The 12,564-nt window shown below is 50.0% G+C and carries 13 protein-coding genes; 7 read left to right on the top strand and 6 right to left on the bottom strand.

Annotated elements, in window-relative coordinates:
- Positions 1-5: 5 nt before the first annotated feature.
- From entB to entH, 3 genes are read left to right on the top strand one after another with little or no spacing between them, the layout of a single operon-like run.
- Positions 6-863, top strand: coding sequence for an enterobactin biosynthesis bifunctional isochorismatase/aryl carrier protein EntB (gene entB / locus FQZ95_RS03995; RefSeq protein WP_001007114.1), 858 nt, complete (start codon positions 6-8; stop codon positions 861-863).
- Positions 863-1,609 (top strand): 2,3-dihydro-2,3-dihydroxybenzoate dehydrogenase EntA, encoded by a 747-nt coding sequence (entA, locus tag FQZ95_RS03990; RefSeq protein ID WP_000347647.1) that lies wholly within the window; start codon positions 863-865, stop codon positions 1,607-1,609. Before entB ends, entA begins: the two co-directional genes overlap by 1 nt.
- Before the next feature lie 2 nt (positions 1,610-1,611).
- Entirely contained in the window at positions 1,612-2,025 is a 414-nt protein-coding gene (gene entH / locus FQZ95_RS03985) for a proofreading thioesterase EntH (RefSeq protein WP_000637952.1), read from the top strand.
- Positions 2,026-2,135: 110 nt separating this feature from the next.
- Here entH and FQZ95_RS03980 read toward each other — a convergent pair whose 3' ends face one another.
- On the bottom strand, positions 2,136-2,558 hold the full coding sequence (locus tag FQZ95_RS03980) for a DUF7832 domain-containing protein (protein WP_000119449.1): 423 nt from the start codon (positions 2,556-2,558) through the stop codon (positions 2,136-2,138).
- A 311-nt stretch (positions 2,559-2,869) separates the two neighbouring features.
- Here FQZ95_RS03980 and cstA point away from each other — a divergent pair, with 311 nt between their 5' ends.
- Positions 2,870-4,975, top strand: a complete 2,106-nt coding sequence (gene cstA, locus FQZ95_RS03975) for a pyruvate/proton symporter CstA (protein WP_001043157.1) — start codon at positions 2,870-2,872, stop codon at positions 4,973-4,975.
- Between the two features lie 142 nt (positions 4,976-5,117).
- Complete coding sequence (locus tag FQZ95_RS03970; RefSeq protein WP_000460431.1) at positions 5,118-5,315, top strand: YbdD/YjiX family protein; 198 nt, start codon at positions 5,118-5,120, stop codon at positions 5,313-5,315.
- A gap of 9 nt (positions 5,316-5,324) precedes the next feature.
- Here the strand turns inward: FQZ95_RS03970 and hcxA are convergent, their stop codons facing one another.
- Positions 5,325-6,413 carry a hydroxycarboxylate dehydrogenase HcxA gene (hcxA, locus tag FQZ95_RS03965; RefSeq protein WP_160529897.1) on the bottom strand — a complete coding sequence of 363 codons (1,089 nt, stop codon included), beginning with the start codon at positions 6,411-6,413 and terminating at the stop codon, positions 5,325-5,327.
- 108 nt (positions 6,414-6,521) lie between these two features.
- On the opposite strand from hcxA, the gene ybdL reads away from it, so the two are divergent.
- Positions 6,522-7,682 carry a methionine-oxo-acid transaminase gene (gene ybdL / locus FQZ95_RS03960; RefSeq protein ID WP_160529896.1) on the top strand — a complete coding sequence of 387 codons (1,161 nt, stop codon included), beginning with the start codon at positions 6,522-6,524 and terminating at the stop codon, positions 7,680-7,682.
- Here the strand turns inward: ybdL and FQZ95_RS03955 are convergent, their stop codons facing one another.
- The 4 genes from FQZ95_RS03955 to dsbG form a co-directional block, all read right to left on the bottom strand.
- A complete protein-coding gene (locus tag FQZ95_RS03955) occupies positions 7,683-8,312 on the bottom strand; it encodes an IbrB-like domain-containing protein (protein ID WP_077760029.1) in 630 nt (209 codons plus the stop codon).
- Positions 8,285-9,505, bottom strand: coding sequence for a phosphoadenosine phosphosulfate reductase (locus FQZ95_RS03950; protein WP_000029791.1), 1,221 nt, complete (start codon positions 9,503-9,505; stop codon positions 8,285-8,287). Before FQZ95_RS03950 ends, FQZ95_RS03955 begins: the two co-directional genes overlap by 28 nt.
- A 146-nt stretch (positions 9,506-9,651) precedes the next feature.
- Complete coding sequence (citR, locus tag FQZ95_RS03945) at positions 9,652-10,554, bottom strand: DNA-binding transcriptional repressor CitR (protein WP_024212087.1); 903 nt, start codon at positions 10,552-10,554, stop codon at positions 9,652-9,654.
- Between the two features lie 207 nt (positions 10,555-10,761).
- Positions 10,762-11,508, bottom strand: a complete 747-nt coding sequence (gene dsbG / locus FQZ95_RS03940; protein WP_160529895.1) for a thiol:disulfide interchange protein DsbG — start codon at positions 11,506-11,508, stop codon at positions 10,762-10,764.
- Positions 11,509-11,879: 371 nt separating this feature from the next.
- Between dsbG and ahpC the strand changes: the two genes are divergently transcribed.
- The gene (ahpC, locus tag FQZ95_RS03935) at positions 11,880-12,443 is read left to right on the top strand and encodes an alkyl hydroperoxide reductase subunit C (RefSeq protein WP_000052796.1); all 564 of its coding nucleotides are present in this window, start codon (positions 11,880-11,882) and stop codon (positions 12,441-12,443) included.
- Positions 12,444-12,564 lie beyond the last annotated feature (121 nt).

The raw sequence follows: 12,564 nt of genomic DNA, 5'->3' as shown, positions 1-12,564 counted from the left end.
ACACGATGGCTATTCCAAAATTACAGGCTTACGCACTGCCGGAGTCTCACGATATTCCGCACAATAAAGTCAACTGGGCCTTTGAGCCGCAACGTGCCGCGTTGTTAATCCATGATATGCAGGACTATTTTGTTAGCTTCTGGGGCGAGAACTGCCCGATGATGGAGCAGGTGATCGCGAATATTGCGGCACTACGCGACTACTGCAAACAGCACAATATCCCGGTTTATTACACCGCCCAGCCGAAAGAGCAGAGCGATGAAGATCGGGCGCTGTTGAATGATATGTGGGGACCGGGCCTGACCCGTTCGCCGGAACAGCAAAAGGTGGTGGATCGCCTGACGCCAGATGCCGACGACACGGTGTTGGTGAAGTGGCGCTACAGCGCGTTTCATCGTTCTCCGCTGGAGCAAATGCTCAAAGAGAGTGGACGTAACCAGTTGATTATTACCGGGGTATACGCCCACATTGGCTGTATGACCACCGCAACCGACGCATTTATGCGCGATATTAAACCGTTTATGGTGGCGGATGCGCTGGCCGATTTCAGTCGTGACGAGCATTTGATGTCGCTGAAATATGTAGCCGGACGCTCTGGCCGGGTGGTGATGACCGAAGAACTATTACCTGCACCGATCCCTTCAACTAAAGCGGCGCTGCGAGAGGTGATCCTGCCGTTGCTGGACGAGTCCGATGAGCCGTTCGATGACGACAACCTAATTGATTACGGTCTGGATTCGGTGCGCATGATGGCGCTGGCGGCGCGCTGGCGCAAAGTGCATGGCGATATCGATTTTGTCATGCTGGCGAAAAATCCGACCATCGATGCCTGGTGGAAGCTACTCTCCCGCGAGGTGAAATGATGGATTTCAGCGGCAAAAATGTCTGGGTAACCGGTGCGGGGAAAGGTATTGGCTACGCCACGGCGCTGGCATTTGTTGAGGCCGGAGCGAAAGTTACAGGTTTTGATCAAGCGTTCACTCTGGAGCAATATCCCTTTGCGACCGAAGTAATGGATGTAGCCGACGCTGCGCAGGTGGCGCAAGTGTGTCAGCGACTGTTAGCGCAAACGGAGCGACTGGACGTGCTGGTCAATGCGGCGGGAATTTTGCGCATGGGCGCGACCGATCAGCTCAGTAAAGAGGACTGGCAGCAGACTTTTTCGGTCAACGTCGGTGGCGCATTTAACTTGTTCCAGCAGACCATGAACCAGTTTCGCCGTCAGCGGGGCGGGGCGATTGTTACTGTGGCGTCCGACGCTGCACACACGCCGCGTATTGGTATGAGTGCTTACGGTGCGTCGAAAGCGGCGCTGAAAAGCCTGGCGTTGAGCGTCGGGCTGGAACTGGCGGGTAGCGGTGTGCGCTGTAATGTGGTTTCCCCGGGGTCCACCGACACCGATATGCAACGCACGCTGTGGGTGAGTGATGACGCCGAAGAGCAGCGTATTCGCGGCTTTGGCGAGCAGTTTAAACTCGGCATTCCGCTGGGGAAAATCGCCCGTCCACAAGAGATCGCCAACACGATTTTGTTCCTCGCCTCTGACCTCGCCAGCCATATCACCCTACAGGATATTGTGGTAGATGGCGGCTCAACACTGGGGGCATAAGCATGATCTGGAAACGCCATTTAACGCTCGACGAACTGAACGCCACCAGCGATAACACAATGGTGGCGCATCTTGGAATTGTTTATACCCGTCTGGGCGATGATGTGCTGGAAGCCGAAATGCCGGTTGATACCCGTACTCATCAACCGTTCGGTTTACTACATGGCGGCGCGTCGGCGGCGCTGGCGGAAACCCTGGGATCGATGGCCGGATTTATGATGACTCGCGACGGACAGTGCGTGGTGGGCACGGAGCTTAACGCCACACATCATCGCCCGGTGTCTGAGGGAAAGGTACGCGGTGTCTGCCAGCCGCTGCATCTTGGGCGGCAAAATCAGAGCTGGGAAATCGTTGTTTTCGATGAACAGGGGCGGCGTTGCTGCACTTGTCGGCTGGGTACGGCGGTGATCGGCTAAATTGGATTAATATGCCTGATGCGCTTCGCTTATCAGGCCCACGATTCGCGAGAATTTGTTGGCCTGGTAAGTGAAAGCTCTACCCGGAAAAATATGTGCAGAGGGTGAGACTATTGGTTCTGTAGCCATTCCTGATAGCGTCTGGATATGAAACTCGCTGCGATTTTATAGTTTTCCCATGTGTCTTTTACATGGAATTCGCTGGGAAGATCTTTGACAAGATGGGTGCAGTAGTCTTCGAGATAATCGCCTGTATCAAAATCAAAATAATGTTTAGTAAAGGCGTTTCCTTGGGTCGAAAGTTCTTCATCGGTCAAAGTACCATCGAATTCTTCAAAAAGCTGAGGGGCTGTTATTTCTCTGCGCGTAAAGAGGGCAAGAGATTCAGCGAGATCTTCCTTAAACTCCTCGTCCAACAAGTTATTATCAATCAACCAACCTAAATAAAAACCAGTATGGATGTATGCCTGGCTGAGCGGTAAACCTTCTTCTATAACCGAGTCAAAATGGTATTTCGCTTTGTCATAGCTCATGGGAGGACTCCTTATCATATAACGAAATAGCCATGCTATCGTATAGTTGCGTTGCATAACATTGACGCGGAATACTATAGATTTCGGCTATGCATTTTCGCATATAAGTAGTGTTACTAATCTGGTGAGTCAACCCTCTCAATTGTCCGTAATTGTATACGTCTTTTCGCGACTAAAGTGATCTCGTTAACAATGTGATGTAAATATGAGGTGTTTTTGTTGTACGCATTGGTTTCTTGGTTGTTAAATAAAATCTGCTGATATAGAAACAAAATGTAACATCTCTATGGACACGCACACGGATAACAACTATGAACAAATCAGGGAAATACCTCGTCTGGACAGTGCTCTCTGTAATGGGAGCATTTGCTCTGGGATACATTGCTTTAAATCGTGGGGAACAGATCAACGCGCTGTGGATTGTGGTGGCGTCGGTCTGTATCTATCTGATCGCTTACCGTTTTTATGGTCTTTATATCGCCAAAAATGTATTGGCGGTTGACCCGACGCGTATGACGCCAGCGGTGCGCCATAACGACGGGCTGGACTATGTGCCGACGGACAAGAAAGTGCTGTTCGGTCACCATTTTGCGGCCATTGCCGGAGCAGGCCCGTTGGTGGGGCCGGTACTGGCAGCGCAAATGGGCTACCTACCGGGGATGATCTGGCTACTTGCCGGGGTGGTTCTCGCCGGTGCGGTGCAGGATTTCATGGTGCTGTTTGTTTCCACGCGCCGTGACGGTCGCTCGCTGGGCGAGCTGGTTAAAGAAGAGATGGGGCCAACCGCCGGGGTGATTGCGCTGGTGGCCTGCTTTATGATCATGGTCATTATCCTTGCAGTACTGGCGATGATCGTGGTGAAAGCCCTGACTCATAGCCCGTGGGGAACGTATACCGTTGCGTTCACCATTCCGCTGGCGCTGTTCATGGGGATTTACCTGCGCTATCTGCGTCCGGGCCGCATTGGGGAAGTGTCGGTGATTGGCCTGGTATTCCTTATTTTCGCCATTATCTCTGGCGGCTGGGTGGCAGAAAGCCCGACCTGGGCACCGTACTTTGACTTTACCGGCGTGCAACTGACCTGGATGCTGGTGGGTTACGGTTTTGTGGCGGCGGTTCTGCCGGTGTGGTTGCTGCTGGCTCCGCGTGACTACCTCTCTACCTTCCTGAAAATCGGGACTATCGTCGGTCTGGCGGTGGGTATTTTGATTATGCGCCCAACGCTGACCATGCCTGCTTTGACCAAGTTTGTAGATGGCACTGGCCCGGTATGGACCGGTAATCTGTTCCCGTTTCTGTTTATTACTATCGCCTGTGGCGCGGTGTCTGGCTTCCATGCGCTGATCTCTTCCGGCACCACACCGAAGATGCTGGCGAACGAAGGTCAGGCGTGCTTTATCGGCTACGGTGGGATGTTGATGGAATCCTTCGTGGCGATTATGGCACTGGTTTCTGCCTGTATCATCGATCCGGGCGTGTACTTCGCGATGAACAGCCCGATGGCGGTGCTGGCTCCGGCGGGGACGGCGGATGTAGTGGCATCTGCTGCGCAGGTAGTGAGTAGCTGGGGCTTTAGCATTACGCCAGATACGTTAAATCAGATTGCCAGCGAAGTGGGTGAACAGTCGATCATTTCCCGTGCGGGCGGTGCGCCGACCCTGGCGGTGGGGATGGCCTACATTCTGCACGGCGCGCTGGGTGGCATGATGGATGTGGCGTTCTGGTATCACTTCGCCATTCTGTTTGAAGCACTGTTTATTCTGACGGCGGTGGATGCGGGTACGCGTGCTGCGCGCTTTATGTTGCAGGATCTGCTGGGCGTGGTTTCTCCGGGCCTGAAACGGACCGATTCACTGCCTGCTAACCTGCTGGCAACGGCGCTGTGCGTGCTGGCTTGGGGTTACTTTCTGCATCAGGGCGTGGTCGATCCGCTGGGCGGTATTAACACTCTGTGGCCACTGTTTGGTATTGCCAACCAGATGCTGGCAGGGATGGCGCTGATGCTTTGTGCTGTGGTGCTGTTCAAAATGAAACGTCAACGTTACGCCTGGGTGGCGCTGGTACCAACGGCCTGGCTGCTGATTTGTACCCTGACCGCAGGCTGGCAGAAAGCGTTTAGCCCGGATGCGAAAGTCGGTTTCCTGGCGATTGCTAACAAGTTCCAGGCAATGATCGACAGCGGCAATATTCCGTCGCAGTATACTGAGTCACAACTGGCGCAACTGGTGTTCAACAACCGTCTGGATGCCGGATTAACCATCTTCTTTATGGTGGTTGTGGTGGTTCTGGCGCTGTTCTCGATTAAGACGGCGCTGGCAGCATTGAAAGAGCCGAAGCCAACGGCGAAAGAAACGCCGTATGAGCCAATGCCGGAAAATGTCGAGGAGATCGTGGCGCAGGCGAAAGGCGCGCACTAAAGTCAGAGTGAGGGGGGATGTTGGCATAGTGCCGAGGGTTCCCCCTCACCCTAACCCTCTCCCCGGTGGGGCGAGGGGACTGACCGAGCGCGTTGATAGCTATTAATGCACTCTCTCAGCAACCTGATTACCGGAGGTATTGATGTTTGATTCACTGGCAAAAGCCGGAAAATATTTAGGTCAGGCAGCGAAGCTGATGATTGGTATGCCCGATTACGACAACTATGTCGAACATATGCGGGTTAACCATCCCGATCAAACGCCGATGACCTACGAGGAGTTTTTCCGGGAGCGGCAGGACGCGCGCTACGGTGGAAAAGGCGGCGCGCGCTGCTGCTAAATTTGTACGTCAGGCTTTAAACGATTCCACTTTTTCGAACGCTGCACGCAAGGTATCTGGTGTCAGCGTGACTGGCAGATAATGAATGGATTCCACCGGACGTAGGGTGTGGGCAATCATTTTGTCGATCTCCACCTGATTATTGATATCCACTTCCAGCTCCGCCAGCGTAGTCGGCAGATGAAAACGCTGATACGCCCCGGTTAATTGCGCCAGCACATCATCCTGACCCAGCAAGGCGCTTTGCACCAGAATTCCGTAGGCGACTTTGGTGCCGTGGAGAAACTTCTCGGTTTGTGGCAGTACAGTCAGACCGTTATGCACGGCATGGGCCGCCGCCACACGCGTAAAACGATCGCCCAGACCACCGACCATTCCGCCTCCGGCGATAATCGCATCGACCACATCGCAAAATGATCGCGTTAACTGCTGATTTTGCTGATCGGCAAGCGCCTGTTCGCTACTGTTTAACAAGACGTCGCGAATGACCTGCGCATTATTGATTCCCAGCCGCACGGTTAGTGGCAACGTTTCTGGCTGAGGAGCCAGCACCACCGCTTCATACCATTTCGCCAGCGTGTCACCGATTCCCGCCAGCAGATATTCTTGCGGCGCATTGAGGATAATCTCCGGTTCCACCAGCACCATAAAATTGGCGTCGTCGAAAATCTCATAATGTAGCGCCTGTCCGGCATCGTTATACCAGACGGAGAGCGGTGTCCAGGCAGCGCAAGTAGCGGCAATCGTTGGAACGGCAACAAACGGCAGACCGAGACGGCGGGCGAGGGCTTTCGCGGTGTCGAGCAGTGCGCCGCCGCCGACGCCAATCACCACGCTGCGATCGTCACCGGACTCAGCCGCCAGTTGTTGCACATTGCTTTCACTGCAATGACCGCGAAACAAAATATGCTTTGCTCCTGGCAGTTCAAACGCCGATGGAAGTTTGGTTTGCGCCGCGGCAAGTGCACGTTCACCGTAGATCCACACTGCGCGAGAAAGCTGTTCATCAGTGAAAAAATCGTGCAGGTGATTGAAACTTCCGGGATGTGAAAAGTAGTTAGCCGGGCCGACGACGACGCGGATAGGATTGTGAGGCATGTTGTGTTGTCCTTATTGTTTTATTTAGACATCTAAACGTCTTGATTGCCAAATACTAGCATCGTGTTATAGTGGCTTCAACACGCAACTTTGTCAGGCACAATAAAAATGACAAATAACCCTCTGATTCCACAAAGCAAACTTCCACAACTTGGCACCACTATTTTCACCCAGATGAGCGCACTGGCGCAGCAACACCAGGCGATTAACCTGTCGCAAGGCTTTCCTGATTTTGATGGTCCGCGCTATTTGCAGGAACGGCTGGCGTACCACGTTGCCCACGGAGCAAACCAATACGCGCCTATGACTGGCGTGCAGGCCTTGCGCGAGGCGATTGCTCAGAAAACGGAACGGCTGTATGGCTATCAACCGGATGCCGATAGTGATATCACCGTAACGGCAGGGGCGACGGAAGCGTTATATGCAGCGATTACCGCATTGGTGCGCAATGGTGATGAAGTGATCTGCTTTGATCCCAGCTATGACAGTTACGCGCCCGCCATCGCGCTTTCGGGGGGAATAGTGAAACGTATTGCACTGCAACCACCGCATTTTCGCGTGGACTGGCAGGAATTTGCCGCATTGTTAAGCGAGCGCACCCGACTGGTGATCCTTAACACCCCGCATAACCCCAGTGCTACTGTCTGGCAGCAGACTGATTTTTCCGCTTTGTGGCAGGCAATTGCCGGGCACGAGATTTTTGTCATTAGCGATGAAGTTTACGAGCATATCAACTTTTCACAGCAGGGCCATGCCAGTGTGCTGGCGCATCCGCAACTGCGTGAGCGGGCGGTGGCGGTGTCATCGTTTGGCAAGACCTATCATATGACCGGCTGGAAAGTGGGCTATTGCGTTGCGCCTGCGCCCATCAGCGCCGAGATCCGCAAAGTGCATCAGTATCTGACTTTTTCGGTGAATACCCCGGCGCAGCTGGCCCTTGCCGATATGCTGCGAGCAGAACCTGAACACTACCTTGCGTTACCGGACTTTTATCGCCAGAAGCGCGATATTCTGGTGAACGCCTTAAGTGAGAGTCGGCTGGAGATTTTACCGTGCGAAGGCACTTACTTTTTGCTGGTGGATTACAGCGCGGTTTCTTCGCTGGATGACGTTGAGTTTTGCCAGTGGCTGACGCGGGAGCATGGCGTGGCGGCGATCCCGCTGTCGGTATTTTGCGCCGATCCCTTCCCCCATAAGCTCATTCGTCTCTGTTTTGCCAAGAAGGAATCGACGTTGCTGGCGGCAGCTGAACGCCTGCGCCAGCTGTAATTATTTTACTGTCCAGGCGCGGGAATATTGACGGTCAGCAAATAACTCTTGCAGGCCGTTAATTTGTTTCAGGCGCAACACTTCGTCGCTGTCCATACCCAGCTCTTTGCCGATTTTATTGTCGTCCCATCCTAACTGGCTGAGTTCACGAACGATTTCTGACATGGCTGTAATTTGGTGGCGTCCACGAGCGCGGTTATGACGAATAGTCGCGGCGATGCGTTCGTTACGTGTTCCTTCCAGACAGGTGACCGGTAAATATCCTTTTAATCGCATTTTTAACGTGTTAGAGCCTTTACCAATTTCATGACGGTGAAAGCCATCCACGATTTCCAGAGCATTTTTATCTGTGTGCGTGACCACAATAGGTTGGGTAAAACCATCTATCTCAATGGATTTTTGTAACAGTTTTTTCTCGGGCGGTGCCACATTGTTTGGGTTGTAATCATTTGGCATAAGTTGGCTGTTTTTAACCCACAGAACACAATCTACTGGCTCTTCACGAAAGGGGCTAACCTGATGGATCGCCAGGCGGATTTCGTTAATCGCTTTGATGCGATCGTCTTCCGACAAGCTGGCGAGAAATTGGGTTAAATCCTGCGTTAATTGTTGTTGCATAGTATTCCCCACTCCTGACGTTTTACTTTTATCCGTTCGTTATAACGCTGATAATTCTTCGCTTTGGTTGGGCTAAATGATAATGCCCGACACCAGTAATCGTTATTCAGTAACACCTTGCAAATTCGCCGCCAGGAGGGGATATCTTTCGCGCCAATGTCCCCGTGCTGGGTCTGTGGCACCTCGACACCTTTTTTCTGATACCAATGCAAGTAAATGGCAATTTTGTTGCGGTAATGCTCAGCCGTTTTCTCCGGCATGCTATCAAGCAGCAATAATGCATACTCTTGCCAGTCTAAATGCTCTGGTTTGAGGATTTTCCGATGACCATAAAAATGATTGTCATGTCCGGCGTAAATGCCGCCACTTTTTACCCCGCTAACTCGTGCGCACATAGCAGCCCAGCGATCTGGTTCGATAACGTGATAGAGCCATAATCCTTGCCGTTGCTCCGGGCCAAAAGGTTCGCAAATTCGCATATGACGTAGGGGGACGCCTGCCTGATACATGATATTATACAATGGGTTACATAGGGCTTTATGATTAGCATACCAGGTCCAGATATCAGCTACTTTCCAGTCGTAGATGGGGTAAATGTACCAGCTGTGACCGCCTGGTGCGGCTGTGGTCCAGGGCTTATCATCGGCAAAACGTTGTTTACTTAAACTGGCGATGGCGACAAAACGGTTGTAGGACTCATCCGCACGGATGCCGATCATCATCGCCGCCGGACGTTTTTGTGAAAACCATTCGGCAAACTCACGTACAAATTGTTCGAAGGTCATGCCTGGCTGGTAAAAGGAGAAAAAGTCAGGATCGGTTATCGCTTCTTGCGGGGGCTGACGCACCCATTCGACATCAGATTCCCAGCACTGCCATTCTGGTTGGTATTGTGAAAGGGAATTTTGCGTCTTGAGTGGGAGTGCTACCCAGTAAAACTCTTCAATAACGTCGGTATACAACTCGCGTAACGACTGTACATAGTCGATGGTACAAGAGAACTGTGCTTCCCAGTCGATAAACAAAACGCAGATTTTTTTTCCCAATTTTCTGGCAAGTTCGGCGGTAAGATGCAGCATTAATCCGGAATCTTTACCCCCCGAAAAAGAAACGCAAACACGGGGCAAGGTGTTAAGTGTCCAGGTAATACGTTCCTGTGCAGCTTCTAAAATATTCAGCGGAAGAGGGATTTTATAAATAGACATCTGAAAACGCTCTCTGAACGTTACTGGGTGACTCGTGAGATGAATCCGCTAATTATAGGGTAAACGAAGCAAGATAGAGCACATTATTTTATATTCACACAATGAATCAATTGATGCGTAATATAACATTTATCCGTGGTAATAAATCAGAAGCTATCATTTAAACGATCTATGAATCGTGAGAAGACAAGGTTGTTCAACGAAGCCTTGTTATAGGAAATATAAAGTTTAACCGTAGGAAGTGGTCGTTCCAGTTTTATCTCTTGTAACTTCAAAAAATCACGATGTAAATCGTACAGTTCGGTGGGCACAATGCCCAATAAGTCAGTAACAGAAATACTATTAATTATCGTCAACAAAGAAGAACTGCGAAATGAAACTTTACGGTTCATAAAACGTTCATCTATGTCCATTTGAATTTCGTCAATCCCTGCTGATTTAGATATCAACAAGGTGAATTCTTCGGCGATAATTTGTTCATAGTTACTGGTATCGGTAATACGAGGATGTTTGTTGCTACATATAAGAGAATTGCGAATAGTATGTACCGGCATGCAGATGACAGAGCGGCTAATTACTGGTTGCAGTGTAATTGCCAGGTCAGCTTTGCGTTGAACTAACAATTCTTCAGCGTTTTCAGCTGAAAGCAGTATGTCATGGCATTCTATATCGATTGAAGTATCTTGTCTTAGACAGCGGATTAGCATGTTGTTATTACTACAAGAAATAAGCTGAGGACCGTAGATAATAAAATTTTTCTTCAGCTCAGACTTATTAACGATATTGATCGTTTGTTCAAGGCCTCGGAGATTTTTCTCAAGATGGTGATGCAGATTTAACCCTGTTGTAGTCGGCGCGATACCTTTCCCTGAGCGGATGAATAACGGGTCATTAAATTGCGCGCGTAAACGTTGTAATGACTGACTAACGGCAGATGGCGTTATATATAATGATTCTGCTGCTTTGCTAATGCTGAGGTGTTGATAAATGCACTCAAATATGACCAGTAAATTGAGGTCGAATTTTTTTAAATCATAAAGATTAGCCATAACATACTCCGTTATATTATCTTGTCCATAAATCATTCTTGTAATCAATGATTCTACTGTTTTATTTATATTTGTTATGTTTTATTACTTAACTCTGGATTAAGTTTTTCTAAAGTAACACAGTTGTCTGGAGGGGAAGAAGCAATTCATGCGTTTTTAGAATGGTTGAAAAGCAAGGATGTATTTCAACCACCCATGAATTATCTTCTATTTATTTTCCATAATGATATTAAGCGTTTTCTGATCGGGCAACCCCACGGCCTGTTGCAGCGTATTTTCCTTACTCATGTAATAGATAGCCGGTGTGACATTTGCCCCCAGATCGTCCATGAGTTTCTCGTTGTCGCTTAACACTTTCATTTGCTCTGTACTTACGTTTGTAGGCACATTTAGCTTAAGTTTGCCGCCAGAGGCTTCATATTCTTGCCAGGTTTTTGAGGGATCTTTAGAGGCCAGAATTGCCGCGGCTGTCGCCGGACTTTCTGGTTTGATAACCCCAACCAACAATGTTCTCAACTGTACTTTGCCAGAATCAACCCACGGGCGCGCCTGCTGCCAGAACTGTTTACAATATGGGCAGAACGGATCGGCGAAAACGTAGACTATGACTGGCGCGTCTTTTTTACCGTCGAGGAGCCAGTGCGATTGTTCCATCCGTTGCCACATTTCGCGTCCGGCTGGCGCATAAATTTCTTTTTCGATAAGCATGTTACTCAGGTTTTCACCTTTCTCGTTGTACATGTAACCAGAGATAGCGTGCTTACCATCTGGAGTCAGGTAGATGGTGACGCCCATATCCTGATACTTGCCGAGATAACCTTTCATTCCGCCGGGGGCATCGAACGTTTTGATGATCTTAATGCCCTGTTTTTCAATCGCTTTTACCGGAGCAGGAAGTTCCTCTGCAAAGGCGATTGCAGGAAGCAGAGCCAGTAAAAGTATCTTTTTTAACATTAATTTGTCCTTTTCAGTCAGTGCAAAAGTCGGGTAAAAGGCATAACCTATCACTGTCATAGGTAAGAGCTTAGATCAGGTGATTGCCCTTTGTTTATGAGGGTGTTGTAATCCATGACGTTGTTGCATTTGTAAGGGCAACACCTCAGCCTGCAGGCAGGCGCTGAAGATACCAAAGGGTAGTTCAGATTACACGGTCACCTGGAAAGGGGGCCATTTTACTTTTTATCGCCGCTGGCGGTGCAAAGTTCACAAAGTTGTCTTACGAAGGTTGTAAGGTAAAACTTATCGATTTGATAATGGAAACGCATTAGCCGAATCGGCAAAAATTGGTTACCTTACATCTCATCGAAAACACGGAGGAAGTATAGATGTCCTTGATTAACACCAAAATTAAACCTTTTAAAAACCAGGCATTCAAAAACGGCGAATTCATCGAAATCACCGAAAAAGATACCGAAGGCCGCTGGAGCGTCTTCTTCTTCTACCCGGCTGACTTTACTTTCGTATGCCCGACCGAACTGGGTGACGTTGCTGACCACTACGAAGAACTGCAGAAACTGGGCGTAGACGTATACGCAGTATCTACCGATACTCATTTCACCCACAAAGCATGGCACAGCAGCTCTGAAACTATCGCTAAAATCAAATATGCGATGATCGGCGACCCGACTGGCGCCCTGACCCGTAACTTCGACAACATGCGTGAAGATGAAGGTCTGGCTGATCGTGCAACCTTCGTTGTTGACCCGCAGGGTATCATCCAGGCAATCGAAGTTACCGCTGAAGGCATTGGCCGTGATGCGTCTGACCTGCTGCGTAAAATCAAAGCAGCACAGTACGTGGCTTCTCACCCAGGTGAAGTTTGCCCGGCTAAATGGAAAGAAGGTGAAGCAACTCTGGCTCCATCCCTGGACCTGGTTGGTAAAATCTAAATTTCCTTCGTCTTTCGCGCTACCAACTCCGGCGCGAAATACTTCGGAAATTCACCTAATTCTTCGGGTGCTGCGGCACCCGATTTTCTTCCCCGCACCATGATGCAAGCTGCATCCAGGT

Origin of the sequence: Escherichia sp. HH41S (genome assembly GCF_009820115.1) — a bacterium.
Classification (GTDB): Bacteria; Pseudomonadota; Gammaproteobacteria; order Enterobacterales; family Enterobacteriaceae; genus Escherichia; species Escherichia coli_F.
The sequence above is the reverse complement of the archived record's forward strand: the minus strand, read 5'-3'. Positions and strand labels throughout refer to the sequence as shown.

Coding starts and splice junctions, on each gene's coding strand:
- ahpC (WP_000052796.1), top strand. CDS start 11,880: ATGTCCTTGATTAACACCAAAATTAAACCTTTTAAAAACCAGGCATTC.
- dsbG (WP_160529895.1), bottom strand. CDS start 11,508: ATGTTAAAAAAGATACTTTTACTGGCTCTGCTTCCTGCAATCGCCTTT.
- citR (WP_024212087.1), bottom strand. CDS start 10,554: ATGGCTAATCTTTATGATTTAAAAAAATTCGACCTCAATTTACTGGTC.
- FQZ95_RS03950 (WP_000029791.1), bottom strand. CDS start 9,505: ATGTCTATTTATAAAATCCCTCTTCCGCTGAATATTTTAGAAGCTGCA.
- entH (WP_000637952.1), top strand. CDS start 1,612: ATGATCTGGAAACGCCATTTAACGCTCGACGAACTGAACGCCACCAGC.
- ybdL (WP_160529896.1), top strand. CDS start 6,522: ATGACAAATAACCCTCTGATTCCACAAAGCAAACTTCCACAACTTGGC.
- entB (WP_001007114.1), top strand. CDS start 6: ATGGCTATTCCAAAATTACAGGCTTACGCACTGCCGGAGTCTCACGAT.
- FQZ95_RS03970 (WP_000460431.1), top strand. CDS start 5,118: ATGTTTGATTCACTGGCAAAAGCCGGAAAATATTTAGGTCAGGCAGCG.
- cstA (WP_001043157.1), top strand. CDS start 2,870: ATGAACAAATCAGGGAAATACCTCGTCTGGACAGTGCTCTCTGTAATG.
- hcxA (WP_160529897.1), bottom strand. CDS start 6,413: ATGCCTCACAATCCTATCCGCGTCGTCGTCGGCCCGGCTAACTACTTT.
- FQZ95_RS03980 (WP_000119449.1), bottom strand. CDS start 2,558: ATGAGCTATGACAAAGCGAAATACCATTTTGACTCGGTTATAGAAGAA.
- entA (WP_000347647.1), top strand. CDS start 863: ATGGATTTCAGCGGCAAAAATGTCTGGGTAACCGGTGCGGGGAAAGGT.